This window comes from Streptacidiphilus sp. P02-A3a (assembly GCF_014084105.1).
Taxonomy (GTDB): Bacteria; Actinomycetota; Actinomycetes; order Streptomycetales; family Streptomycetaceae; genus Streptacidiphilus.
Genome location: NZ_CP048289.1, coordinates 992,340 through 1,016,359 on the forward strand (window position 1 = coordinate 992,340; position 24,020 = coordinate 1,016,359).

Below are 24,020 nucleotides of genomic sequence, written 5' to 3' on the forward strand. Positions count from 1 at the left end.
CCCGGCGGGCGGCCGCTCAGTCCCCCTTGACGCCCTCCAGGATGTTGAGCCTGGCCGCCCGCCGGGCCGGCCAGAGCGCCGCCAGCAGGCCGACCAGGGCCGCGCCCAGCACGTACCCGGCCAGCTGCCCGTACGGCAGCACGGTGGTCAGCCCGGAGACCGCGTCCCGCAGCAGCCGGACCGCGGCCCAGGCCAGGAAGCCGCCGATGGCCACCCCCAGCACCGCGCCGAAGGTCGCGATCACCACCGACTCCAGCCGGACCATCCGCTTGATCCCGCGCCGGTCCAGGCCGATCGCCCGCAGCATGCCGATCTCGCGCTTGCGCTCGAACACCGACATGGCCAGCGTGTTCACCACGCCCAGCACCGCGATGATCACGGCCATCCCGAGCAGCGCGTACATCACGTCCAGCAGCAGGCTGATCTGCGAGCTGAAGTGCTGCTGCAACGCCTTCTTGTCCTGGACCTGGAGCAGCGGGTTGTCACCGGTGGCGTCCTTCAGCGCCTGCTGAAGCGCCGGGGTGTCCCCGTCCGTGCCCTTGACCAGGACCACCCCGTAGTCGGGTCCGGTGGTCCGCGGCGCCAGGACCGACTCGCTCATCAGCAGCGGGCCGAGCAGGCCGCTGTTCCGGTAGACCCCGCCGACCGTCAGCGTGCCCTCGGAGCCGTTCGGATAGGTCACCGGGACGCTGCTGCCGACCGCCAGGTGGTCGCTGTCCGCGTGGTCCTGGTCGATCAGCAGCTGCCCCTGCGCCAGCGCCGAGGTGGAGCCGCTGACCATGGTCGGGGCGGCCAGCTCCGCCCAGGTGCCCGGGTCCATGCCGGTGACCTGGACCGCGGAGCCGTGCACCCGCAGGTACTGCTGGTCCATCGGGCTGTAGGCGGCGACGCCGGGGGCCTTGGCGATGTCCGGCAGCAGCGTCGGCGAGACGCTGGGGTTGACCACCGAGCTGATCGCCAGGTCCGCCGTCATGTTCTGGGTGACCTCCTGGTCGATCGCGTGCGTCATCGACGCGCCGATCACCGTCAGCGCGCTGATCAGGGTGACCCCGACGGTCAGCGCGGACGCCGTGGCGGCGGTGCGGCGCGGGTTGCGCACCGCGTTCTGCCGCGCCAGCTTGCCGGAGATGCCGAACAGGCCGCCCAACAGCGGCCCGAGCAGGCCGATCACCGGCCGGGAGAGCAGCGGGATCAGCACGAACACGCCGAGCAGGATGCCGACCGCGCCCGCGCCCACCGGCAGCCGCCCGGAGCTGCCCCCGGCGTTCACGCCCATCAGCACCAGCGCCAGTCCGGCCGCGGTCAGCAGCAGCCCGATGCTGTTGCGGACGATCAGGCTCCGCTGGGTGGCCGGCTGGTCGCCGCTGCGCATCGCCGCCACCGGGGCCACCCGGGACGCCCGGATCCCCGGCAGCAGCGCCGCCAGCACGGTCACCAGGATGCCGGTGAGCAGCGTGGCGACGACCGTGGTGGGCGAGACCACCAGCACGCTGGCGGAGATCTGGCTGCCCATGGAGCCCACCGCCGCCTGCAACGCGACGCCGAGGCCGATACCCGCGCCGAGGCCCACCACGGACGCGCTGACGCCCACGAACAGGGCTTCCAGCAGTACCGAGTTGGTGATCTGGCGGCGGCTGGCGCCGATCGCGCGCATCAGCGCCAGCTCCCGGGTGCGCTGGGCGATCAGCATGGTGAAGGTGTTGGAGATCAGGAAGATGCCGACGAAGAGCGCGATCCCGGCGAAGGCCAGCAGCGCGGTCTTCATGCCGGAGGTGGTCCTGGCGATCATCGACGCCTGGTCGGCCTTGAGCTGGGCGACGGTCTCGGTCTTGATCGTGGAGACGTGCGGGACCAGCGGCAGGATCTCCTGGCGCAGCTGCTCCTGGCTGGTCCCCGGCCGGGCGGTGACCTGGATGTCGTTGTACTGACCGGACTTGAGGTAGAGGCCCTGCGCGGTGGCGCTGTCGAACAGCACCAGCGAGCCACCGGAGGTGACCTGCGGGTCGGTGGTGCTGAAGACGCCGGAGACGGTCACGTTCAGCACCGGCCCGTTGACCGCGAGCCGGACCTGGTCGCCGACCTTGAAGCCGTGCGCGGCGGCGGTCTTCTGGTCGATCGCGATCTGTCGGCCGTCGGTCGGCCCGGAGCCCTGCACCATCGGGTACTTGGTGTCCTGGCCGCCGCTGCCGGGGTACCAGTTGGCGCCCTGGGTGTCGCCCTTGCTGCCGATCAGGTTGCCGTGCGCGTCGGACAGCCCGGCGAAGCCGGAGACGTCGCCGCGCGCGGTCGCGGCCCCGGGCAGCGCGGCGATCCGGTCCAGCGTGGCCTGGGTGAGCGGGACGTCGGGCTTGCTGCCGCTGCTGCCCCCGGGGCCCGCGGCGTTGTCGGTGACCTGGACGGATATGTTGTCGAAGCTGCTGGAGACGCTGTCCTTGAAGGACTGCCCGACGGAGTCGGAGAAGACCAGCGTCCCGGCCACGAAGGCGGTCCCGAGCAGGACGGCCAGCATGGTCATCAGCAGTCGGCCCTTGTGGGCCAGGACGTTGCGCAGTGCGGTGCGGTACACGGTTCGCCCCCCCTTCAGCTGGTGCGGCCGGCGGCGTCGAAGCGCCGCATCCGGTCCAGGACGCTGTCGGCGGTCGGCGCGTGCATCTCGTCCACGATCCGGCCGTCGGCCAGGAAGACCACCCGGTCCGCGTAGGAGGCGGCCACCGGGTCGTGCGTGACCATCACCACGGTCTGGCCCAACTCCCGTACCGAGGACCGCAGGAAGGACAGGATCTCGGCGCCGGAGCGGGAGTCCAGGTTGCCGGTCGGCTCGTCCGCGAAGATGATCGACGGCCGTCCGGCCAGTGCCCGGGCGCAGGCGACGCGCTGCTGCTGGCCGCCGGAGAGCTGCGAGGGGCGGTGCGAGAGCCGGTCCTTGAGGCCGACGGTGGCCACCACCCGGTCCAGCCAGGCCTGGTCGGGCTTGCGCCCGGCTATGTCCATGGGCAGCGTGATGTTCTCCAGCGCGGTGAGCGTCGGCAGCAGGTTGAACGCCTGGAACACAAAGCCGATCTGGTCCCGGCGCAGTCTGGTCAGCTGCTTGTCCTTGAGCCCGACCAGTTCGGTGTCGCCGATCCGGGCGGAGCCCGAGCTGACCGTGTCGAGGCCGGCCATGCAGTGCATCAGGGTCGACTTGCCGGAGCCCGACGGCCCCATGATCGCGGTGAACCGGCCTGCCGCGAACTCGACGCTGACCCGGTCGAGAGCGGTGACCCGGGTGTCTCCTTCGCCGTAGACCTTGCTGAGGTCAACGGCTCGTGCGGCTGCGGCGGTGCGCAGGGGCGTGGTCACTGTCGGACTCCAAAGGAGGGGGAGAGAGCGCAGTCGGGCTGCGGTGCTCTCCATCCTTCCGGAGTGATCACGCCAGGTAATCGGTCCGGCGGACGGTTACGGCACCCACTCGCGTCGGAGCCGGGGGGTACCGCCCCTCCTCTTCAGGGATGACCGACCCTGACCTCGGCCCGGACCGTGATCCCCGACCCTCTGCATACAGACAGAAGTCGCATGCGAGTGGTCAAACTGAGCCGACGAAGCGTCAGAGGGCTGTGAAATGAGACAAGTTCCCTACGGGTATGGGAGTATCCGGCGTTCCGGGCGGCTAGGCTCAGAGTGCGGACAGGCCCGGATGGTGGAATCGCAGACACGGCGAGCTTAAACCTCGCTGGCCGCCAGGCCGTGCCGGTTCAAATCCGGCTCCGGGCACACGTGTTGTTCTGGGAGTGGCATGGGCAGGTCATCACGGTGACCTGCCGAACCACGATTCCCGGCATCGTCTCCACGGTGGGCCCGGCGTTGGAATGCGACCTTCCGGAATATGTTTTCTTTGTGGCCGGGCCATATCCGATGGCGGGGTTTTCGAACCGTGCGCGACGCGTGTGCGCGCTATCGGGACATGCGGGCGGCGGCCCGGCGCAGGTCGTGTTCGTGCACGATGGCCTTGGCATAGCCGTGGGAGATCTCGTAGGTGCCGCGCAGCCACTCGATCCGCTCCTCGCAGCGCAGCAGGCTGGGGCCGTCGTCCACGACCCGGAGCCACTCGCCGAGGGTGCGGCCGGTCACCGCGGGGATGCGGGTGAGCAGGTTCTGGTGGGTCTCGTCGGAGTACATCAGGGACACTGGGCGCCTCCAGGGTGGGTCCGGCTGCCGTCATCCGACTGTCCCGCGGGGGGCGGGCCTTGGCAACAGCCGGTGTGTGGACACCCGTACCCGGTCGGCCGCCGATTCATCCCTCGCCGGTCACTCCCCGTTAACCACCCCCGCCCGGATACGCTCGGTGGATGCCCGATCCCACACCGCTCCTCGCCCCGGCCGAGCGCCTGGCGGACCGTTTCCGCTCGATGCCGCAGAGCAAGCTCACCCGGTTCGCCCCGTTCGGTCTGCGGCTGGCCCGGCGACTGGCCGTTCTCGCCCAGCAGTTGGAGGGGCTGCCGGTGCGCGAGCTGCCGGAGGCCGGGGTGTTCGCGGTGGGCGACCAGATCGCCCTGGCCGCCCACGACCTGGCGGCGGCGCTGGCCGGTACCGGCTCCGGGTCGCGGTCGGGGTCGGGGTCGCAGTCGGGGTCGCGGTCGGGCGCGGGCTCGGGGTTCGGGTCAGGGTCCGGCTCGGGGGTCGACTCAGGGTCCGACTCGGGGGCGCACTCCGGGTTCGACCCGGGGACGGAGCCCGAGGCCGAACCGGAGCAGGCGGAGCAGACGGAGCAGACCGGGGCCGGGGAGGCGGCGCTGGCCGAGGCGCTGGGACTGGTGGCCGAGCTCGCTCAGAGGCTGGCGACCACGCGGTCGGCGATGATGTAGGCGGTCTCCTCGCCCAGGGTGAAGGTCAGCGCGTGGCCGCCCGGCAGCCGGGAGGAGCCCAGCAGCCGCACCTCGGCGCCCCGGTCGATCGCCTCGCGGATGCGCGCGCCGGTGGCCGGGTCGCCGGGGGCCACGCACAGGGTGGTCTCGTCCTCGAACACGTAGACGTCCAGCGTGCCCATCGGGCCGGGGCGGACGTCCCGCAGCGTGATGCCGACGTCCACCAGCTCCATCAGCCGCAGGTCGGTCCACTCAGGGGTGGAGGTGGGCTGCGGCACGAAGCCGGGCATGGACGGGTGGTGGACCCCGTGGTCGGTGCGGCTGGGGCTGGCGGTGCTCGCGGTGCCGGGCGCGGACGCGGTCCCCGGGGCGTTCCCGGCGCCGGGCGCGCCGCGACCGGCCTCGGTCTCCGAGATCAGGTCCTCCAGGGCGCTGCGCAGCGCCTCGGCGAACTCCGGGTCCATGGTGCCCTCGTCGTCCACGTAGCCGCGCGGCGCGGGCAACAGGACCACGTCGGCGTCCCCGAACAGGCCGCCGCCGTCCTGGGCGCCGCCGGCCGTCCCGCCGCCGTAGCCCTCGTCCTCGGCGGCGCGGGCCTCCTGCTCGGCCCAGAACGCCCGGGCCTCCTCCATCTCCCGCTCGCGGTCCTGCGCGAGCGCGGCGGTGACCGCCTCGCGCACCGACGCGTCGAAGCGCCGGTCCAGCGAGCGGAGCGCGCGGACCGAGAGGAGCACGCCTGCCGCGACGGCGGCGACGAGGACGAACAGCAGTGAGGCGAGGACGACAACGAGGACGATCACGAGGCACCCCTAGCGAAGGGTCGAACTGCGGTCAGTCCCAACAGTGCCCCAGCCGGGCAATTGACGGGAGTGCCGAATCTCGCTCGCCAGTGTGACCCATGACATTCCGGTAAATGGATATCCGCCGATTTTCGACGCATTGTGACCGGGCGCTCACGGGCTGTCGATCGAATGTGATGAGCAGCTAAAGAAAGCACTTCGGGTCACGTGAGAAACGTGACCCGAACTTTACCCCCGCACCGCTAGCCCAAACGTGTCACCGGGCCCGTTTCCCGACCGGGCCCGGTGGCCGCGCCGGTACGGTCAGCTCAGCCGCTCGATGACCATCGCCATGCCCTGGCCGCCGCCCACGCACATGGTCTCCAGGCCGAACTGCTTGTCGTGCCACTGGAGCGAGTTGATCAGGGTGGTGGTGATCCGGGCGCCGGTCATGCCGAAGGGGTGGCCGACCGCGATCCCGCCGCCGTTGACGTTCAGCCGGTCCAGGTCCACGCCCAGGTCCCGGTAGGACGGGATGACCTGGGCCGCGAAGGCCTCGTTGATCTCGACCAGGTCGATGTCGCCGATGCCCAGCCCCGCGCGGCGGAGCGCCTGCCGGGAGGCCTCGACCGGCCCGTAGCCCATGATCTCCGGCGAGAGGCCGGTCACGCCGGTGGAGACGATCCGCGCCAGCGGGGTCAGCCCCAGCTCCCTGGCCTTGGTGTCGGACATGATCACCAGCGCCGCCGCGCCGTCGTTCAGCGGGCAGCAGTTGCCCGCGTTGACCGTGCCGTCGGGGCGGAAGACCGGCTTCAGGGCGGAGACCGCCTCCAGCGTCACCCCGGCGCGCGGGCCGTCGTCCTTGCTGACGACCGTGCCGTCGGGGGTGGTCACCGGGACGATCTCGCGGGCCCAGAAGCCGTCCGCGATGGCCTTCTCGGCGAGGTTCTGCGAGCGCACGCCGAACTCGTCCTGCTCCTGGCGGCTGATGCCCTTGAGCTTGGCCAGGTTCTCCGCGGTCTGGCCCATGGCGATGTAGACGTCCGGGACCAGGCCGCTGTCGCGCGGGTCCTCCCAGACCGGCGCGCCGGTCTGCGCGGCGGTGGCGAGGGTGCGCGCCTCGGCGTCGGCGAACAGCGGGTTCTTGGTGTCCGGCAGGCCGTCGGAGGAGCCCTTGACGCTGCGCGAGACGGTCTCCACCCCGGCCGAGATGAAGACGTCGCCCTCACCGGCCTTGATCGCGTGCAGCGCCATCCGGGTGGTCTGCAGCGAGGAGGAACAGTAGCGGGTGACGGTGCAGCCCGGCAGGTGGTCCATGCCGAGCTGCACCGCGACCACCCGGCCCAGGTTGTAGCCCTGCTCGCCGCCCGGCAGACCGCAGCCCAGCATCAGGTCGTCGATGTCGCGCGGGTCGAGCCCCGGGACCTTCGCCAGCGCGGCCTGGATGACGTGCGTGGTCAGGTCGTCCGGTCGGACGTCCTTCAGCGAGCCCTTGAACGCCCGGCCGATCGGCGAGCGGGCGGTGCTGACGATGACGGCTTCGGGCATGACGACTCCAGAAGGTTTCCAGGGGCGGACGGGGGGCGGCCTTCCGGTCGCACCACCGTCAGGTAGCTCCTTAAATTACCGTCAGGTAGCTCCGGCGTCAGCGCTGGCGGCGTGTGAATTGTCCGACGTTGATTCCGGCGCCGATCCGGGGGCGGGATCCGCCGCCGACTCCGGCGTCGCGCCGTCGGGCAGGGTGTGCCGCCGCCGGTGCTTCAGCAGCGCCCAGCGGCCCCGCGGACCGGAGTCCGCGCCCAGCACCTCGGCCCCCGCCACCTCGGTACCGCTGCGCCCGGCGGCCTCCGCCGCCGCCCGCGCCACCGGCAGCACGCCCTCGCCGCGGTAGGCGTCCGGACGCTCCTCCTCCGGCCACACCTCCAGCGCCGCGCACATCGACGGCAGCAGCGCCATCGCCGCCGTCTGGTAGCCCTGGGCGGACGGGTGGTAGCGGTCCGAGGCGAACATCTCCGGCCGGTGGTTGAACTCCGGGCCGAGCAGCGTGCCCAGCGACACGCTCCGGCCGCCCGCGTCCACCACCGCGATCGTCTGCGCCGCCGCCAGCTGCCGACTGGCCCGCCGGGCCAGGGTCCGCAGCGGCGGGCGCACCGGCTCGATGGTGCCCAGGTCCGGGCAGGTCCCGACGACGACCTCGGCCCCGGCCGCGCGCAGCCGCCGCACGGTGTCCCCGAGCATCCGCACCGAGTCCGCCAGCTTGATCCGCTGGGTGACGTCGTTCGCGCCGATCATGATCAGCGCGATGTCCAGCTCCGGCTCGGTCTCCAGCAGCGAGACCAGCTGCCGCTCCAGGTCGTCCGAGGCGGCCCCGTTCACCGCCGCGACCGTCAGCCGCACCGGCCGCTCCGCCATCGCCGCGATCCCCCCGGCCAGCAGCGCGCCCGGGGTGTCCCGGCCCCGGTCCACGCCGAACCCGGCGGCGGTGGAGTCGCCCAGCACCGCCATCCGCAGCGGCTGCTCCGTCGCCGCGTCCTCGCCCGCGAACGCCTGCCCGTACAGGCCGTCGGCCCGGGGCGGTTCGCCGTGCAGCGTGTTCAGCTGCATCTCGGCCAGCTTGGCCTCGGTCAGCAGCAGTCCCGCGAAACCCACCCCGAGCAGCCCGATCCCGCCGCCCCCGTAGGCCGCCGCTGCGGCGATGCGTCGTGCAACCCGTTCCCGCGACATGAGCGACCCCATCTCCTGTCCAGTACCAACGTCTACCTGCAACGCCCACTTATTCTCGGAGTCTGCCCCATTACGCTGACCTCCACGGAGACGACAAACCGTGCGTCCCGTAGATTCCCGGCCAACCGCGGAGGAGACCCCGTGCGGTACCACGATTCGATCATCGAGCTCGTCGGCAACACCCCTCTGGTACGACTCAACAGGGTCACTGAGGGAATCAGTGCCACGGTTCTGGCCAAGGTTGAGTACTTCAACCCGGGCGGTTCGGTGAAGGACCGCATCGCCATGCGGATGATCGAAGCCGCAGAGGCTTCGGGGGAGCTCAAGCCAGGCGGCACCATCGTCGAGCCGACATCCGGGAACACCGGGGTGGGACTGGCGATCGTGGCCCAGCAGAAGGGCTACCACTGCATCTTCGTCTGTCCCGACAAGGTGTCCAGCGACAAGATCAACGTGCTCCGCGCCTACGGCGCCGAGGTCGTGGTCTGCCCGACCGCCGTCGCCCCCGAGCACCCCGACTCGTACTACAACGTCAGCGACCGGCTGGTGCGGGAGACCCCCGGCGCCTGGAAGCCCGACCAGTACTCCAACCCCAACAACCCCGCCAGCCACTACGGCTCCACCGGCCCCGAGCTGTGGGAGCAGACGGATGGCCGGATCACGCACTTCGTCGCGGGCGTCGGCACCGGCGGCACCATCTCCGGCACCGGCCGCTACCTCAAGGACGCCTCCGACGGCCGGGTGCAGGTCATCGGCGCCGACCCGGAGGGATCCGTCTACTCCGGCGGCACCGGTCGCCCGTACCTGGTCGAGGGTGTCGGCGAGGACTTCTGGCCGACCGCCTACGACCGCCAGGTCGCGGACGAGATCGTCCCGGTCTCCGACAAGGACTCGTTCCAGATGACCCGCCGCCTGGCCAAGGAGGAGGGCCTGCTGGTCGGCGGCTCCTGCGGGATGGCGGTCGTGGCGGCGCTCCGGGTGGCCGAGCGGCTCGGCCCGGACGACGTGGTGGTGGTGCTGCTGCCGGACTCCGGCCGCGGCTACCTGTCCAAGATCTTCAACGACGACTGGATGCAGGACTACGGCTTCCTGGACGAGGGCGGTACCGAGGCCGTCGCCGGGGACGTGCTCCAGCGCAAGGACGTGCTGGAGCACGAGGGGATCCCGCAGTTCGTCCACATGCACCCGCGCGAGTCGGTCGGCGAGGCGGTGCAGATCCTGCGCGAGTACGGGGTGTCGCAGCTGCCGGTGGTCTCGCCCGGGGCCGGGCACCCGGACGTGATGGCGGGCGAGGTGATCGGCTCGATCGTGGAGCGCGACCTGCTGGACGGGCTGTTCGCGAAGCGGTTCGAGCTGGGCGACCCGATCGAGGGGCACATGTCGCCGCCGCTGCCGGTGGTCGGCTCGGGCGAGTCCATCACCCGGCTGATGGCGGTGCTGGAGCGGGCGGACGCGGCGGTGGTGCTGGTCGACGGCAAGCCGCAGGGCATCGTCACCCGGCAGGACCTGCTCGCCTTCATGGCGCAGCACGGCGTGCACTGAGCCCGGTGCGGGCCCGGGGGCGACCGGCTGCCGGGCCCGTGAGCCGCAGGACTCACGGCGTTCACGCGGGAGGTGCCTATCGGTACGCCGACGACACGAACCCGCAGCACGCGGTTAACAACGGACCGTCATCGTTGTGGTCAACGGCAAGCAAGTCGAGCTTGGTGACAGCGGCGGATCCGGAGCGGCTCCCGGAGCCCGCAGTCACCAAAGGACGCGTCGGACGGCCCTGACCCGGCCGGCCGCGTCCGCCCGCGGGGACTGCCGTCGTCCCGCCTCTGGGCCTTGAGCCCGGGGTGCGGCGGCCCCGTGGCACCAGCTCCGCGTTCCCGGGTGGGGGAACTTCAGCGGAGACACCAGGACCGGCCCGTTTCGAGGGCCGGTCCTGCTGGTGCTTGTGGCCCGGACCCTGAGGCTGTCCCGGGCCGTGCTGGAGGGGTGCTGGAGGGGTGCTGGGGGGCGTCCTGGGCTCAGGAGGCCCAGCGCCGGGCGGCGTAGACCAGGCCCGCGCCGACCACCAGCGTGCCGACGCCGCTGACCGCGTACGGGACGGCGTCCGCGCCGGTGTCGGCCAGGGACAGGTCCCGCACCGGCCCGGCCGAGGTGACCGTGGTCGAGGTGCGCAGGTCGTGCCGGGCGGCCGAGCTGGTCGCCGCGGAGGCCATCGGGCCGAGGGCCACGGCGGCGGCGATGCCGACACCCGCTGCGATGGTGGTGACGGTGAGTGGACGGCGCGTGCCCAAGGGGCGCTCCCTGGGTAACTGGGTGGCGATGTGGTTCGCACGATGCTAATGAGCTTCGGCTGGGTTGGATAGGGTCAATCCATGACTAGTGAGACCAGCGAGCCGCGCTACATCCGGCTTCAGATCGAGCTCATCGCCGAGATCGTCGATGAGAAGGCCCTGGCGGAGGCCGCCCTGGAGCAGGTCCGCAACGACGCCTACCTGGAGGACGAGGAGCGCGCGGAGGCCGTGGCCGCCATCGAGATCGACCCGGCCGGGTCGATCGCCCACTTCGTCGACCCGGTCGCGATGCTCTCCGGCATCCCCGGCGTCGAGCTGGCCGAGGCGACCTGGGAGTCGCAGCCGGTGGACTTCGACCCGGAGAACGAGGACTGGGAGCTCTACGACGGCGACAGCGACGGCGGCGACGAGGCGCGGCAGGACTGACCCGGCCGCGCGGCGCGGTACGCCGGACGGGCGGCCCTGGTCACCAGGGCCGCCCGTCGCCGTATCCGCCGACGGCCGGCCGAGCGGACCCGGGCACAGTGGGGCAAAACTGGGTATCCAGCAGGTGCTGGTGCGATGACAGGCATGGCGTGGTCCAGGCGAGGGAGCGTTGACAGTGGTGGCAGCGGAGCAGGGGCAGCAGCGGAACGACTCCGGCGGCGGCGCCCGCGGCCCGCTCGCGGCGGGCGCCCCCGGATTGGGGCGGCGCGCGCTGGTGGGCACCCTGGTCGCCACGCCGGTCGCGCTGGTCGCCGGTTGCGGCGGGGGCGGGTCCTCCGGCTCCTCCGGCACCTCGGGGGAGTCGGGGCCGAAGGTCTCCGCCGCCGTGGTCACCGTCACCCCGGCGGGCGGCGCGGCCAAGGCCGACTTCACCCAGCCGGTACGGGTCGCGGTCACCGGCGGGCGGCTCAGCTCGGTCACCCTCACCGACCCGAACGGCACAGCCGTCGCCGGTCGGCTCAGCCCGGACGGCAGCAGCTGGACCAGTACCGGCAGGCTCAGCTCCGGTACCACCTACAAGGTCGCGGCGGTCGCCGTCGACCCGGCCGAGGCGCGGGCGGCCAAGGAGGTCGTCTTCGCCACCGCCGCCCCCGCGAAGACCTTCCTCGGCACCTACACGCCGGACGCCGGTACCACCGTGGGCGTTGGCATGCCGGTCTCCCTCACCTTCGACAAGGCCGTCACCGACCGGGCCCGGGTCCAGCGGGCGATCACCGTCACCGCGGACCCGCCGGTCGAGGTGGTCGGCCACTGGTTCAGCGCGAACCGCCTCGACTTCCGCCCCGAGGAGTACTGGAAGCCGGGCACCCGGGTCACCATCAGCCTGCGGCTGAAGGACGTCGAGGGCGCGCCCGGCGTCTTCGGCACCCAGTCCAAGGACGTCGGCTTCACCGTCGGCCGCAGCCAGACCAGCGTCGCCGACCTGCGCGCCGAGCGGCTCACGGTCACCCGCGACGGCGTGGTCACCCAGACCTGGCCGATCTCCGGCGGCAGCCCGCTGCACACCACCTGGGCGGGCAAGATGGTGATCTCCGAGAAGCTGCTGCGGACCCGGATGAACTCGCAGACGGTCGACCTCGGCGGGGAGTACGACATCGCGGACGTTCCGCACGCCCAGCGGCTGACCACCTCGGGCACCTTCGTGCACGGCAACTACTGGTCCAGCCCGGGCATCTTCGGCAGCGAGAACACCAGCCACGGCTGCGTCGGCATGCACGACGTCCAGGGGGCGGGCGACCCGAGCACCCCGGCCGCGCAGTTCTACAACAGCTCGATCACCGGCGACGTGGTCGAGGTGGTCAACTCCGGCGACCGGACCGTCGCCCCGTCCAACGGGCTGAACGGCTGGAACATGGACTGGGCCGACTGGAAGGCCGGCAGCGCGGTCTGACCGCCCCGGCGGCCGGGCGCCCCGGTGGAGGTCAGGCGGCGTCCAGCCCCAGCTGGATCCGGATCGTGTGGACGTCCGAGGACAGCGCCGAGGCGGCCATCCGGCCGATGACCGCCTGCGCCTGACCCTCCGTGGTCACCGCCGCGAACGCCCGCGCCTGCTCGGCCTCCGCCAGGTCGTCCCTGGCGATGGCGGCGGCCTCGCCCCGCTCCGGACCCGCCGGGAAGCGCAGGCCGAGCAGCTGTCGCGCCTCGGCGCGGTCCGCCGACGCCAGCTGCGCCGCGAAGTCCCTGGCCTGCTCCAGGTCGCCCACCACGGTGGAGGTCATCCCGCTGCGTATCAGCGTGGTCTGCTCGGTCGTCCTCAGGAACGCCAGCTGCTGCGCGGTGTAGTCGCCGGTCGCCTGCATCAGGTTCTCACTGAGCTGCCCCGACTGCCCGGCGAGGGTGCACCAGGCCTGCGCCTTGCGCGCCCGGTACGCGGCGGGCGTCGGGACGTAGCCGAAGGGGCGCGCGGCCTCCAGGATGCCCTCGGGGTCCAGGAAGTCCGCCCCCATCGCCTTCAGGCAGACCAGCTGGGTCTGCCGCGCGGCCTCGGCCGCCCCCGGGTAGCCGCCGCCGAAGTCGACCTTGGCGTACAGCTGCCGGTCGTGCGGCTGGATGCAGGAGACCACGGTGACCCAGCCGGTGACCGCCCGCTGGGGCGGCAGGTCGAAGCAGCTGCCGGGGCCGAGCCCGGACACCAGCCGCATCCCGGGCATCCCGGATATCCCCGGCATCGCGGAGGAGGGGCTGAGCGCGCCCGGGTGCGCGCTGACGTACGCCGCGCCGAGCAGCAGCGCGACCACACCGACCAGGCACCACGCCCCGGAGAGCACCAGCCCGGCGACGGCCAGGCCCTTTCCCCGCTGACGGGTGCGCCCGATCCGGACCAGGGCGACGATGCCGAAGGCCACGCTGACCGGCGCGAGCGCCAGCAGCCCGAGCACGAAGGCGGTGACCGCCTGCCCGTTCGTGCTGGCGGGGGGTGGGCCCGAGGGCCGCGGCGCGGTGGCCCGGGTGCCCCCCGGCGGCGAGTACCAGCGTCCCCGCTGCTCCCCGGGCAGCGGTTCGGGCTCGGGTTCGGACTCGGGCTCGGATATGGGCTCGGGTTCAGTTTCGGCTTCAGGTTCAGGTTCGGCTTCAGGTTCGGCTTCAGGTTGGGGTTCGGCGTTCGACGGAACAGGCGGCTCCGGTATCTCCGGCTCCCCCTGTTCCGATGAATCCTGCGGCAATGACGGCGTGGTCATGCTTTCCCCTCCCCATAAGCCGCGAGATTATCTGATCGCCTGTGGAAACCCTGTGGCGGGGACGGATAAGCTGCGGTCAGCGGCGTGCGCCGATCCGACCGGGAGCGTCCCTGGACGTGCCCTGAGCAAGGCCCGACAATCACATCCATGACGACGCCTGAGCCCCTGACCAATGTGGCACGGCTCTCCGACGCGGAACGCGACCAGGCGATCGAGCTGCTGCGCGATCACTCCGTTCAGGGCCGCCTGTCACACGAGACCTTCATGCGCCGGATCGACCTGGTGCTGCATGCCCGAGGGCGCGCCGAACTGGACGCGCTGACCTCGGATCTGCCGTCGCAGGGGCGGTTCGCACGGCTGCTGGTGGGCTCGGTGCGCGCGGTCTCGTCGTTCGGCCTACGGCTCCAGAGCGCCTGGCGGCACCCGCGACTGGACTCCATCACGCTTCCGGCCAGCGGCCCGGAGCGACTGCGGATCGGTCGGCAGGAGGGCTGTGACCTGAGACTGAACGACACCTCGATCTCCCGGGTGCACGCCGAGCTGTCCGGCGACGGCGCGGGCGGCTGGCTGCTGCACGACCTCGGCTCCACCAACGGCACCCAGGTCAACGGCTCCCGGATCATCGGCACCGTGGCCGTCCGCCCCGGCGACCGGGTGGTCTTCGGCAACGCAGCCTTCCGCCTGATCGCCCGCTGACAATCAATCAATTCCCTTATTCCATCCGGTACGTAACGTCCTCTGCATGACAACTGTCAGGACGGACCGGTGACGGTGGACTCTGCCTTCCGGCAACTGCCGGACAGCACCATGGGGTTCACCGGCAAAGCCAGTCCGATCCAGGGGGACCCAAAAATGATCGACACCCGTGAGCTGGAGCTCTACGCAAGTGCGGCAGTCGTGTTCGGGGCGGGAAAGCCGCTGCTGACAGCGCTGTCCGCGACCCGTCCCGGGGACCGGAGCCCCGCGCGGATCCTCGCGGCGATCTGGTCCCGCGGGCCCTGGGTCACCGGGCTGGTCATGGTGACGATGCTGGTGATGATCGGCCTGCGGTACGCCGTGCCCGGCCTCGGCGACCGGCTGATGCGGCATCCCGGGGCGCTCGACGACGGCCAGTGGTGGCGGGTGTTCACGGCGCTGTTCATCCAGTCCTCCGGGCTGGTCCAGATCGTGGTGAACGTGGCCGCGCTGGCGGTGGCCGGTCCGATCGCCGAGCGGGTGTTCGGCGCCGGTCGCTGGCTGCTGGTCTTCTTCGGCAGCGGCGTCGTCGCCAACGTCGTCAGCGAGGAGGGCTGGAGTCGGCACGGCGGCGGCAGTTCGATCGCGATCTGCGGCCTGGTCGGTGCCCTCGCCATGACCTACCTGCTGCGTTCCGGCGAGTTCGCCGCGGACGGCGACTCCGGCACCGGCCCCGGCACGGACCTCGCCCAGGACCCGACCCGGCTCCGGCGGCTGACCCTCGCCATCCCGGCGGCCGGGGCCTTCCTCTGCGCGATCCACAACAACCACGGCGCGGGACTGCTCACCGGCTGCGTCCTCGGCCTGGTCCTCACCGCCACCGCCGGGCGGCGCGCCCTCGGCCTGCCCCGCGACCCGGTCCGCGCCGGATCCTGACCAGCCTGTCTCCCAAGGTTATGTCGGTCTCCCAAGGTTGTTGAGTCATCGTCAGCAGACGTCCTAGGCTGCCGACATGATCAAGCCTGAGATCCGCGAGCTGGCCGACCCGTCCCGCCGCAACTGGGACGCGGTCGGCCCGCGCCCGGTCCGCGCCTACCTGTGGGAGCCCGCGTTCCCCACGCTCGACCCGCCACCCCTGGTCCTGCTCTCGCACGGCACCGGCGGCAGCGCCCAGGATCTCGCCTGGCTGGCGGAGGCGTTGACCGGGGCGGGGTTCCTGGTCGCGGGCGTCGACCACCACGGCAACAACTGGGTGGACGGCTACCTGCCCGAGGGCTTCGCCTTCGACTGGGAGCGCCCACGCGATCTGGGCTTCCTGCTGGGGGAGTTGACCCGGGAGCGGCGGCTCGGACCGGTCGGCGCGGCCGGGTTCTCGCTCGGCGGCTACACGGCGGCGGCCACGGTGGGCGCCCGGATCGACCCGGAGCGGGTACGGGCGGTGGCCGAGGGCCTGGTCCCGGCGCCCCCGCTGCCGGAGTTCCCGGACCTGATCGAGGCCCTGCGGGCGAGGATCCCGCAGGACCAGTGGGAACCACTGATCCAGGGGTCGGCGGCGGACGTCTCGGTGCCGCAGGTGCTGGCGGCCTTCCTGATCTGCCCCGCCGTGGGCGAACTCATCGACGAGTCCAGCCTGCCCCGGGTGACCCGCCCGGTCGCCATCCGCTGGGGCGGCGCGGACGACATCTGCCCGGGCCCGGAGAACGCCCTGCGCTACGCCCGGCACATCCCCCGGGCCGAGGCCGTCTGCGTCGGCGAGTCGGTGGGGCACTACGTCTTCGTCGACGGCACCGAGTCCGGCGAACCGGTCCGCGCGGCCGTCGCGGCCGACGCCGTCGCCTTCTTCCGCGCCGAGTTGGGCGCCCCGCGACCGCGTTGAGCCCGACGGCCCGGTCCACCAGCCGCCGGGGCCGCCGCGGCAGCGTCAGCCGTCGGTCCTGGCGACGCCGATGGGGCAGGACTGGCCGGTGCCGCCGAGGCCGCAGTAGCCGTCGGGGTTCTTGTCCAGGTACTGCTGGTGGTAGGGCTCGGCGGGGTAGAACGGGCCGGCCGGGAGGATTTCGGTGGTGATGTCGGAGTAGCCGACGCGCTTGAGGACGGACTGGAAGTCGTCGCGGGTGGCGGTGGCGGCCTGGGCCTGGTCTGGGGAGTGGGTGTAGACGGCGGAGCGGTACTGGCTGCCGCGGTCGTTGCCCTGGCGGAAGCCCTGGGTCGGGTCGTGGGCCTCCCAGAAGACCTTGAGCAGGTCCTCGTACGTCACCAGCGCCGGGTCGAAGACCACGCGGACGGCCTCGGTGTGGCCGGTGGCGCCGCTGCACACCTCGTCGTAGGTCGGGTTGGGGGTCTGCCCGCCCTGGTAGCCGACCAGGGTCGTCCACACCCCGGGGACCTGCCAGAACTTGCGTTCGGCGCCCCAGAAGCAGCCGAGGCCGAAGTCCGCGACCTCCAGGTCCGCCGGGTACGGGCCCTGGAGCGGGTGGCCGAGGACGGTGTGCGCCGGCGGCACGCTGTAGTTGGGCGCGGCGCGGCCCGGGAGGGCCTCCTCGGCGGAGGGGAGGCGGTTCTTGAAGCTGTTCCCGAAGATCATGGTGCTGTCCGTCCTGGGGAGGGGCCGATGGCGGGCGTCTGGTTCAACGCTCGACGGCGGGCGGGGATTCCGGCGGGGTGCCCGGGGCGTCGGCGAGCAGCTGCCGCAGCGGCGCGGTGTCCGGCGGGGACGAGGTGGCGGCGTACAGCGCGGGGCCGAGGACGGCGTCCAGGGCGTCCGGGTCCGGGTCGAGCAGGCGGCCGTGCCGGGGGTCGAGCGTCCAGCGGGCACGGCCCCGGTCGACCAGGGCGTTCAGGACCAGCGCCCGCAGGCCCTGGGAGGCGGTGCTGAGGTTGAGCGAGCGGCCGACGGCCACCGGGACGGTGCGGGCGGCGCCGGTGCGCGGGATCCAGTCGGCGAGCTCCGCCCAGCGGTCCTCGTCGATGGCGTCCAGGATGGTCGGCAGGTCCGGGGCGCGGCGGCGCAGCACCGAGGCCACCGAGGTGAGCAGCCCGGCCGCCGCGGCGTCCAGCTCGGCCCGCCCGGCGATGGCGGCCAGGTCGTCCCAGGGCAGCTGCCGCTTCCCGGGGACCTCGGGGGCCGCCGCGACCACCTCCGCGAAGGTCCGCGACGGGTCGGCGACCAGCAGCTCGGCGGGCGACGAGGGCGACGAGGGCGACGCGGGCGAGGCAGGAGGAGAGGGGGACGCGGGAGCGGGCAGCTGCTCCAGGCGGCGGATCCGCTCGGCCAGCGGCGGGCGGGCGTCGTACCGGGCGATCCGCTCCCGGGGCGGGTCGCCCGCCAGCGCGGCCAGTTCCTCCTGGCCGACCGGGCCGCGGAGCCAGGCCCGGAAGGCCGGGACCACCTCGGCCGTGGGCGGGAAGGCGTCCTGCTCCCAGCCGATCAGGACGAACTCGTGCCAGTAGCGCTGCCGCAGCTCGCTCAGGGCGGGCGCCAGGCGCAGCGCGGCGATGGTGGTGTCCCGTCCGGCGACCCGGGCGGCGGCGCGGTCGGCGGTGAACTCCAGCCGCCGGGCGTCGGGCGCGCTCCAGCGCAGGCAGCCGCGGGCGTATCCGGCGTACATGCCGCCGAACCACTTGCGCGGGCCGGGTCCGGCCTCGGCGGTGTCGGCGTAGCGCTGGAGCACCAGCCGCAGCGCGTCGCGGTTGCGGCGGACCAGGGCGGGGAGGGGGGTGTCGGCGTCGGCGGCGGGGCCGAGCCGGTGCGCCAGCAGCGCGGTCAGCTCCGCCTCGGTCAGGCCGACCAGCAGCGGTACGCCGATGCTCAGCCGGTGGCGCGTCGGCAGCAGGCCCAGCAGCCGGGGGTTCTGCCAGGCGGCCAGACCGTCGTCGTCGGTGAGCCAGAGCGCGTGCGGGGCGCGGACGCCCACGCTGCGCGCGGTCTGCTCGACCAGCCGCCACAGCTGCGGCTGCTGCTGCCGGGAGACCCGCAGCCCCTCGGCCCGGTGGTTGGCTCCGCGCACCGCGTACAGGCCGTACAGCAGCACGCAGCCGACGATCGCGCTGATGCCCCAGACCTCGGCCGGGACCAGCTGGCTGTGGTTCCCGGCCGCGCCGATGATCGCCAGGTCCAGCCCGAGGACGCCTGCCAGCAGGGCCACGGTCAGCAGGTAGAAGCCGATGGGCGGGGCGAGGGCCCGCAGGCCGCGCAGGGCCGCGCGCGACACTGGGGTGCGGGCGGCGGCCGTCCGCGTGGGGCTCGTACGCATGGGGGTGACGCGCTCTCTGCGGTGGGGCGGGACGCTATGAAGCCTACTTTCCCGGGGCCGCCGGGGCCGCCGGGACGGTCGGGGCAGCCGGGGCCGCCGGGGTCCGGGGGGCACTGGAGTGGCGCTCGGCGGCGGCGCGGGCGGCGGCGGCGCGGGTCGAAAGGCGGGTGGGAAAACCCGTGCGGGGCGCGTCGTGCTTCGTGGCTGACGGATGGCCGCTCCGGCTACTCTCGGGACACATGAGCAGCAGTGAGCAGCACTACGCCTTCGAGACCTTGGCCATCCACGCGGGTCAGGAGGCCGATCCGCAGACCGGTGCCGTGGTTACCCCCATTTACCAGGTCTCCACCTACAAGCAGGACGGCGTCGGCGGCCTACGAGGCGGCTACGAGTACAGCCGTTCCGCCAACCCCACCCGTACCGCGCTGGAGCAGAACCTCGCGGCGCTCGACGGCGGACGCCGGGGCCTCGCCTTCGCGTCCGGCCTCGCGGCCGAGGACTGCCTCCTGCGGACGGTCACCAAGCCCGGCGACCACATCGTCATCCCGAACGACGCCTACGGCGGCACCTTCCGCCTGTTCGCGAAGGTGCTGTCGCGCTGGGGGGTGGAGTGGTCCGTCGCGAACACCCACGACCCGGAGTCGGTGCGGGCCGCCATCCGGCCGACCACCAAGGTGGTCTGGGTGGAGACGCCGAGCAACCCGCTGCTCGGGATCACCGACGTCGCCACGGTCGCGCAGATCGCGCGGGAAGCGGGGGCGCTGCTGGTGGTCGACAACACCTTCGCCAGCCCCTACCTGCAGCAGCCGCTGGCGCTGGGCGCGGACGTCATCGTCTACTCCACCACCAAGTACATGGGCGGCCACTCGGACGTCGTCGGCGGCGCGCTGGTGACCGGCAACACCGAACTGGGCGAGGAGCTCGCCTACCACCAGAACGCGATGGGCGCGGTCGCGGGCCCGTTCGACTCCTGGCTGGTGATGCGCGGCATCAAGACCCTGGGCGTGCGGATGGACCGGCACAGCGAGAACGCCGCCCGGGTGGCGGAGTTCCTGGTCGGCCACCCGAAGGTGGCCGAGGTGCTGTACCCGGGCCTGCCCTCGCACAAGGGGCACGACATCGCGGTGAAGCAGATGAAGTCCTTCGGCGGGATGGTCTCCTTCCGGCACAAGGGCGGTGAGGAGGCGGCGGTCCAGGTGTGCGACCGGGCACGGCTGTTCACCCTGGGCGAGTCGCTGGGCGGGGTGGAGTCGCTGATCGAGCACCCGGGCCGGATGACCCACGCCTCGGCCGCCGGTTCGGCGTTGGAGGTCCCGGCGGACCTGATCCGGCTGTCGGTCGGCATCGAGTCCGTCGACGACCTGCTGACGGACCTCGGCGAAGCGCTCAAGTAGGCCTCGGTACAGGATGGCTGACTGGCCGTCAGTGAACAGCTGACGGCTGGTCAGTCACGGGTTGACGCTGAGTCAGCCCTCAAGTCCGATGCCGGGGTTGAACGCCCGCATCGACTGGTTGAACCTGGTCAGCAGGGTGGCGAACCGCTCCCGGTCCTCCGGGCTCCAGTCGGCGAGCAGTTCCCGCATCAGCGCCTGGCGGCCGGCCCGCACCTGGTGCAGCCGCCGCAGGCCGACCTCGGACAGCGCGAGCAGCACCGCCCGGCCGTCGTTGGGGTTGGGCACCCGGTCCACCAGGCCGCTCTCCACCAGTGGCGCGACCTGCCGGGTGACCGTGGACGAGTCGATCCCCATCGCCAGCGCGAGTGCCTTGACCCCCACCGGGCCCTCCCGCTCCAGCCGGTTCAGCAGCAGGTAGGCGGCACGGTCGATCGACTGCTGCTGATCGGCGACACCGCCCATGCGGACCCGCTCCGCCCGCCGGGCGAAGAGGGCGGTCTGGTACTGAAGCTGTTCATAGACCTGTTCGGCCTGCTCGGTCTGTTCGCCGCTGTCATCAGTGGTCATGGCTGTCGCGATCTTTCTCCCGTGAGCTGTTCCGAGAGTATCCACGGAAAGCCCTAGGCTGAACCCCATGAGCTCCTGGCCGATCACCCTGGACGACGTACGCGGTGCCCACAAGATGCTCTCCGGCGTAGCCCGGGTCACTCCGATGGAGGGCAGCCGGTACCTGTCCTCGCTGATCGGCGCGCCGGTCCACCTCAAGTGCGAGAACCTCCAGCGGACCGGCTCGTTCAAGCTGCGCGGCGCGTACGTGCGGATCGCCGGGCTGAGCCCGGTCGAGCGCGCGGCCGGGGTGGTCGCCGCGAGCGCCGGGAACCACGCGCAGGGCGTCGCGCTGGCGGCGACCACCCTCGGAGTGCGCTCCACCGTCTTCATGCCGATCGCCGCGCCGCTGCCCAAGGTCGCCGCGACCCGGGACTACGGCGCGGAGGTCCGGCTGCACGGGGAGAACTTCGACGCGACGCTGGAGGCCGCGCTCGACTACGCGGACGCCACCGGCGCGGTGGTGATCCACCCGTTCGACCACGAGGACGTCGTCGCCGGGCAGGGCACGGTGGGCCTGGAGATCCTGGAGCAGTGCCCCGAGGTGCGGACGATCCTGGTCGGCGTCGGCGGTGGCGGGCTGCTCGCCGGGATCGCCAGCGCGGTCAAGCAGCTGCGCCCGGACGTGAAGGTGATCGGCGTGCAGGCGGCGGGCGCCGCCGCGTACCCGCCGTCGCTGCGCGCCGGGCGCCCGGTCACCCTGGACGGCTTCTCCACCATGGCGGACGGCATCCAGGTGGGCCGTCCGGGTGATATCCCGTTCGAGATCATCAACCGGCTCGCGGACGGCGTGCTGACCGTCAGTGAGACCTCGCTCGCCCGGGCGCTGCTGATCTGCCTGGAACGCTGCAAGCTCGTGGTCGAACCGGCGGGCGCGAGCACCGTCGCGGCGCTGCTGGAGCACGGCGCGGAGCTGGAGGGCCCGCTGGTGGCGGTGCTGTCCGGCGGGAACATCGACCCGCTGCTGATGCAGCGGGTGCTGCGGCACGGGATGGTCGCGGCCGGGCGGTACTTCTCGCTGCGGCTGCGGATCACCGACCGCCCGGGTGCTCTGGCGAATCTGCTGAACGTGCTCACCCGAGCCGATACCAATGTTGTGGATATTGCCCACGTGCGCACTGATCCCAAGCTCGACCTGGGAGAAGCCGAGGTGGACCTTCATCTGGAAACCAAGGGTCCCGAGCACTGCGCCGCCGTATTGTCCGAGCTGCGCGAGTCCGGCTACACGATCCTGAACCAGGGCTGACGAGTCGATTCGGGCGTGCTCGGCCTGTCGGCTCGCGTTCCCGCCGGGTCACGACCAGGCTGGAGTACCAGCAGGCTGGAGCACCCGCAGCAACGATCCAGGTATCAGCAACGATCCAGGGAGAGCCGCAGATGGCAGAGGCTGCCATAACCGCTGAGGGTCTGGTGAAGACCTTCGGCGACGTACGTGCCCTCGACGGCGTCGACCTCGAAGTACCCGAGGGCACTGTCCTCGGCCTGCTCGGGCCCAACGGCGCAGGCAAGACCACCACCGTGCGCGTCCTCACCACCCTGCTCCGCCCCGACTCGGGGCGAGCCGTGGTGGCCGGTGTGGACGTCCTGAAGAATCCGAACCAGGTCCGGAGCCTGATCGGGCTCTCCGGCCAGTACGCCGCCGTGGACGAGTACCTCACCGGCCGCGAGAACCTGCAGATGGTCGGCGAGCTCTACCAGATGAGCGCGCGCGCCGCGAAGGCGCGGGCGCTGGAGCTGCTGGAGTGGTTCAACCTCTCCGAGGCCGCCAACCGCACCGCGAAGACCTACTCCGGCGGCATGCGCCGTCGGCTCGACCTCGCCGCCGCGCTGGTGGTCAGGCCGCCGGTGATGTTCCTGGACGAACCCACCACCGGGCTCGACCCGCGCAACCGGATGGCGCTGTGGGAGGTCATCGAGACCCTGGTCGAGCAGGGCACCACGCTCCTGCTGACCACCCAGTACCTGGAGGAGGCCGACCGCCTCGCCCACGACATCGCGGTGGTCGACCACGGCAAGGTGATCGCCCGGGGCACCGCCGACCAGCTCAAGGCCCAGATCGGTGGCGAGCGGGTGGAGGTCGTGGTGCAGAGCGCACTCGACCTGAGCGAGGCCGTGGCCGCGCTCACCCCCTACGCCAAGGGGGATCCGACCGTCGAGCAGCACACCCGCCGGATCACCGTCCCGGTCAGCGGCGGCGCGCGGGTGCTCGCGGACGTCATCCGCGAGCTGGACTCGCGCAGCATCGTGATCCACGACATCGGGTTGCGCCGCCCCACCCTCGACGACGTGTTCCTCGCCCTCACCGGGCACGCGACCGAGGCCGACGACGGCGAACCGGACGGCACCGACGGGGAAGCCCCGCAGCAAAGCCCGGACGACAGCGACAGCGCGGCCTCCGGTGCCGCCGAGACCAGAGGGGAGTCCTGATGGCAGTGACCACCGGTGCGATCGGCGGCGCCGTCCCCACCCAGCGCGGCGGCGTGTTGCAGATCCTGCGGGACTCCCGGGTGGTTGCCAAGCGCAACTTGCGCCGAATGACCCGGATTCCCGAGATCGTGGTGTTCGGGATGATGCAGCCGGTGATGTTCGTCCTGCTGTTCACGTACGTCATGGGCGGCGCGATCAAGGTCCCCGGGAGCAACGACCCGAACGCCTACAAGCAGTACCTGATGGCGGGCATCTTCGCGCAGACGGTGACCTTCGCCGTCGCCGGAGCCTCGGCCGGTATCGCCGAGGACATGACCAAGGGCCTGGTCGACCGCTTCCGCTCGCTGCCGATGGCCCGCTCGGCGGTCCTGGTCGGCCGGACGATGGCCGACCTGGTGCAGACCGCGCTGACGCTGGTGGTGCTGGGCCTGGTGGCCTTCGCCATCGGCTGGCGGATCCACAAGAGCGTGCTGGAGGCGTTCTGCGGGTTCCTGCTGCTGCTCCTGCTCGGCTACGCCTTCTCCTGGATCGGCGCGCTGATCGGCCTGTCGGTGCGCAGCCCGGAGGCCGCCACCTCGGCCGGACTGGTCTGGCTGTTCCCGCTGACCTTCATCTCCAACGCGTTCGTCCCGGTCAGCACCATGCCCGGGTGGCTGCAGGCGGTCGCCTACTGGAACCCGTTCAGCGCGACCGTGCAGGCGGTGCGTGACCTGTTCGGCAACCTGCCGCCGGGCCCCGGCCCGACCCAGTGGCCGATGCAGCACGCGATCGGGGTGTCGATCGGCTGGTCGGTGCTGATCACGCTGCTGTTCTCGTGGCTGTCGGTGCGCAAGTACCGGTCCGCGGCTGGCTGACCGCGCCGCGGCGCGCGG

At 72.2% G+C, this 24,020-nt stretch carries 22 protein-coding genes and 1 tRNA gene; 12 read left to right on the forward strand and 11 right to left on the reverse strand.

Going from position 1 to position 24,020, the window contains the following annotated elements; translation table 11 throughout:
- Nucleotides 1–16 precede the first annotated feature (16 nt).
- Together GXP74_RS04630 and GXP74_RS04635 are read right to left on the reverse strand one after the other, a co-directional pair.
- Entirely contained in the window at nt 17–2,566 is a 2,550-nt protein-coding gene (locus tag GXP74_RS04630) for an ABC transporter permease (RefSeq protein ID WP_182450140.1), read from the reverse strand.
- 14 nt (nt 2,567–2,580) lie between these two features.
- The gene (locus GXP74_RS04635) at nt 2,581–3,393 is read right to left on the reverse strand and encodes an ABC transporter ATP-binding protein (protein ID WP_182450141.1); all 813 of its coding nucleotides are present in this window, start codon (nt 3,391–3,393) and stop codon (nt 2,581–2,583) included.
- Between the two features lie 274 nt (nt 3,394–3,667).
- Between GXP74_RS04635 and GXP74_RS04640 the strand changes: the two genes are divergently transcribed.
- Nucleotides 3,668–3,750: transfer RNA gene (locus GXP74_RS04640), tRNA-Leu, on the forward strand.
- Between the two features lie 180 nt (nt 3,751–3,930).
- Here the strand turns inward: GXP74_RS04640 and GXP74_RS04645 are convergent.
- On the reverse strand, nt 3,931–4,164 hold the full coding sequence (locus GXP74_RS04645) for a DUF4287 domain-containing protein (protein WP_182450142.1): 234 nt from the start codon (nt 4,162–4,164) through the stop codon (nt 3,931–3,933).
- 161 nt (nt 4,165–4,325) lie between these two features.
- Between GXP74_RS04645 and GXP74_RS04650 the strand changes: the two genes are divergently transcribed.
- Nucleotides 4,326–4,841 carry a hypothetical protein gene (locus GXP74_RS04650; protein ID WP_182450143.1) on the forward strand — a complete coding sequence of 172 codons (516 nt, stop codon included), beginning with the start codon at nt 4,326–4,328 and terminating at the stop codon, nt 4,839–4,841.
- Here GXP74_RS04650 and GXP74_RS04655 read toward each other — a convergent pair.
- The 3 genes from GXP74_RS04655 to GXP74_RS04665 all read right to left on the reverse strand — a co-directional run bounded on the left by GXP74_RS04655 (nt 4,805) and on the right by GXP74_RS04665 (nt 8,344).
- Entirely contained in the window at nt 4,805–5,641 is an 837-nt protein-coding gene (locus GXP74_RS04655; RefSeq protein ID WP_182450144.1) for a hypothetical protein, read from the reverse strand. The two genes, GXP74_RS04650 and GXP74_RS04655, sit on opposite strands and share 37 nt — an antisense overlap.
- Nucleotides 5,642–5,944: 303 nt before the next feature.
- Nucleotides 5,945–7,168, reverse strand: coding sequence for an acetyl-CoA C-acetyltransferase (locus GXP74_RS04660; RefSeq protein ID WP_182450145.1), 1,224 nt, complete (start codon nt 7,166–7,168; stop codon nt 5,945–5,947).
- Nucleotides 7,169–7,249: 81 nt separating this feature from the next.
- Entirely contained in the window at nt 7,250–8,344 is a 1,095-nt protein-coding gene (locus tag GXP74_RS04665; RefSeq protein ID WP_225447713.1) for an SGNH/GDSL hydrolase family protein, read from the reverse strand.
- A 141-nt stretch (nt 8,345–8,485) separates the two neighbouring features.
- Between GXP74_RS04665 and GXP74_RS04670 the strand changes: the two genes are divergently transcribed.
- A complete protein-coding gene (locus GXP74_RS04670) occupies nt 8,486–9,886 on the forward strand; it encodes a cystathionine beta-synthase (RefSeq protein WP_182450147.1) in 1,401 nt (466 codons plus the stop codon).
- 470 nt (nt 9,887–10,356) lie between these two features.
- On the opposite strand, the gene GXP74_RS04675 is transcribed toward GXP74_RS04670, so the two are convergent.
- Nucleotides 10,357–10,629, reverse strand: coding sequence for a hypothetical protein (locus tag GXP74_RS04675; RefSeq protein ID WP_182450148.1), 273 nt, complete (start codon nt 10,627–10,629; stop codon nt 10,357–10,359).
- A gap of 81 nt (nt 10,630–10,710) precedes the next feature.
- On the opposite strand from GXP74_RS04675, the gene GXP74_RS04680 reads away from it, so the two are divergent.
- On the forward strand, nt 10,711–11,055 hold the full coding sequence (locus GXP74_RS04680; protein ID WP_182450149.1) for a hypothetical protein: 345 nt from the start codon (nt 10,711–10,713) through the stop codon (nt 11,053–11,055).
- 178 nt (nt 11,056–11,233) lie between these two features.
- A complete protein-coding gene (locus GXP74_RS04685) occupies nt 11,234–12,505 on the forward strand; it encodes an Ig-like domain-containing protein (protein WP_225447714.1) in 1,272 nt (423 codons plus the stop codon).
- A 31-nt stretch (nt 12,506–12,536) separates the two neighbouring features.
- Here the strand turns inward: GXP74_RS04685 and GXP74_RS04690 are convergent, their stop codons facing one another.
- Nucleotides 12,537–13,793 carry a DUF4190 domain-containing protein gene (locus tag GXP74_RS04690; protein ID WP_225447715.1) on the reverse strand — a complete coding sequence of 419 codons (1,257 nt, stop codon included), beginning with the start codon at nt 13,791–13,793 and terminating at the stop codon, nt 12,537–12,539.
- 147 nt (nt 13,794–13,940) lie between these two features.
- Here GXP74_RS04690 and GXP74_RS04695 point away from each other — a divergent pair, with 147 nt between their 5' ends.
- From GXP74_RS04695 to GXP74_RS41790, 3 genes are all read left to right on the forward strand, one after another.
- On the forward strand, nt 13,941–14,489 hold the full coding sequence (locus GXP74_RS04695; RefSeq protein WP_182450151.1) for a DUF1707 and FHA domain-containing protein: 549 nt from the start codon (nt 13,941–13,943) through the stop codon (nt 14,487–14,489).
- A 69-nt stretch (nt 14,490–14,558) separates the two neighbouring features.
- Nucleotides 14,559–15,404, forward strand: coding sequence for a rhomboid family intramembrane serine protease (locus tag GXP74_RS04700; RefSeq protein WP_182450152.1), 846 nt, complete (start codon nt 14,559–14,561; stop codon nt 15,402–15,404).
- A gap of 76 nt (nt 15,405–15,480) precedes the next feature.
- Entirely contained in the window at nt 15,481–16,344 is an 864-nt protein-coding gene (locus tag GXP74_RS41790; RefSeq protein ID WP_304940906.1) for a hypothetical protein, read from the forward strand.
- Between the two features lie 45 nt (nt 16,345–16,389).
- Here the strand turns inward: GXP74_RS41790 and msrA are convergent, their stop codons facing one another.
- A complete protein-coding gene (gene msrA, locus GXP74_RS04710) occupies nt 16,390–17,052 on the reverse strand; it encodes a peptide-methionine (S)-S-oxide reductase MsrA (protein WP_182450153.1) in 663 nt (220 codons plus the stop codon).
- A gap of 43 nt (nt 17,053–17,095) precedes the next feature.
- Nucleotides 17,096–18,721, reverse strand: a complete 1,626-nt coding sequence (locus GXP74_RS04715) for a M48 family metallopeptidase (protein WP_182450154.1) — start codon at nt 18,719–18,721, stop codon at nt 17,096–17,098.
- Nucleotides 18,722–18,960: 239 nt separating this feature from the next.
- Between GXP74_RS04715 and GXP74_RS04720 the strand changes: the two genes are divergently transcribed.
- Nucleotides 18,961–20,115, forward strand: coding sequence for a cystathionine gamma-synthase (locus tag GXP74_RS04720; protein WP_182450155.1), 1,155 nt, complete (start codon nt 18,961–18,963; stop codon nt 20,113–20,115).
- A 72-nt stretch (nt 20,116–20,187) separates the two neighbouring features.
- Here GXP74_RS04720 and GXP74_RS04725 read toward each other — a convergent pair whose 3' ends face one another.
- Nucleotides 20,188–20,682: a MarR family winged helix-turn-helix transcriptional regulator gene (locus GXP74_RS04725; RefSeq protein WP_182450156.1), complete on the reverse strand. Its 495-nt coding sequence runs from the start codon at nt 20,680–20,682 to the stop codon at nt 20,188–20,190.
- Nucleotides 20,683–20,749: 67 nt separating this feature from the next.
- Here GXP74_RS04725 and ilvA point away from each other — a divergent pair, with 67 nt between their 5' ends.
- From ilvA to GXP74_RS04740, 3 genes are all read left to right on the forward strand, one after another.
- On the forward strand, nt 20,750–21,967 hold the full coding sequence (gene ilvA / locus GXP74_RS04730; protein WP_182450157.1) for a threonine ammonia-lyase: 1,218 nt from the start codon (nt 20,750–20,752) through the stop codon (nt 21,965–21,967).
- Nucleotides 21,968–22,098: 131 nt separating this feature from the next.
- Complete coding sequence (locus tag GXP74_RS04735; protein ID WP_225447716.1) at nt 22,099–23,148, forward strand: ATP-binding cassette domain-containing protein; 1,050 nt, start codon at nt 22,099–22,101, stop codon at nt 23,146–23,148.
- A complete protein-coding gene (locus GXP74_RS04740) occupies nt 23,148–24,002 on the forward strand; it encodes an ABC transporter permease (protein ID WP_182450158.1) in 855 nt (284 codons plus the stop codon). Before GXP74_RS04735 ends, GXP74_RS04740 begins: the two co-directional genes overlap by 1 nt.
- Nucleotides 24,003–24,020: the final 18 nt, after the last annotated feature.

Bases quoted from the DNA above. Each gene is read 5' to 3' on its own strand.
- GXP74_RS04665 (WP_225447713.1), bottom strand. From the start codon at position 8,344: ATGTCGCGGGAACGGGTTGCACGACGCATCGCCGCAGCGGCGGCCTAC.
- GXP74_RS04680 (WP_182450149.1), top strand. From the start codon at position 10,711: ATGACTAGTGAGACCAGCGAGCCGCGCTACATCCGGCTTCAGATCGAG.
- GXP74_RS04650 (WP_182450143.1), top strand. From the start codon at position 4,326: ATGCCCGATCCCACACCGCTCCTCGCCCCGGCCGAGCGCCTGGCGGAC.
- GXP74_RS04735 (WP_225447716.1), top strand. From the start codon at position 22,099: ATGGCAGAGGCTGCCATAACCGCTGAGGGTCTGGTGAAGACCTTCGGC.
- GXP74_RS04695 (WP_182450151.1), top strand. From the start codon at position 13,941: ATGACGACGCCTGAGCCCCTGACCAATGTGGCACGGCTCTCCGACGCG.
- GXP74_RS04720 (WP_182450155.1), top strand. From the start codon at position 18,961: ATGAGCAGCAGTGAGCAGCACTACGCCTTCGAGACCTTGGCCATCCAC.
- msrA (WP_182450153.1), bottom strand. From the start codon at position 17,052: ATGATCTTCGGGAACAGCTTCAAGAACCGCCTCCCCTCCGCCGAGGAG.
- ilvA (WP_182450157.1), top strand. From the start codon at position 20,750: ATGAGCTCCTGGCCGATCACCCTGGACGACGTACGCGGTGCCCACAAG.
- GXP74_RS04715 (WP_182450154.1), bottom strand. From the start codon at position 18,721: ATGCGTACGAGCCCCACGCGGACGGCCGCCGCCCGCACCCCAGTGTCG.
- GXP74_RS04635 (WP_182450141.1), bottom strand. From the start codon at position 3,393: ATGGAGAGCACCGCAGCCCGACTGCGCTCTCTCCCCCTCCTTTGGAGT.
- GXP74_RS04690 (WP_225447715.1), bottom strand. From the start codon at position 13,793: ATGACCACGCCGTCATTGCCGCAGGATTCATCGGAACAGGGGGAGCCG.
- GXP74_RS04740 (WP_182450158.1), top strand. From the start codon at position 23,148: ATGGCAGTGACCACCGGTGCGATCGGCGGCGCCGTCCCCACCCAGCGC.
- GXP74_RS41790 (WP_304940906.1), top strand. From the start codon at position 15,481: ATGATCAAGCCTGAGATCCGCGAGCTGGCCGACCCGTCCCGCCGCAAC.
- GXP74_RS04725 (WP_182450156.1), bottom strand. From the start codon at position 20,682: ATGACCACTGATGACAGCGGCGAACAGACCGAGCAGGCCGAACAGGTC.
- GXP74_RS04660 (WP_182450145.1), bottom strand. From the start codon at position 7,168: ATGCCCGAAGCCGTCATCGTCAGCACCGCCCGCTCGCCGATCGGCCGG.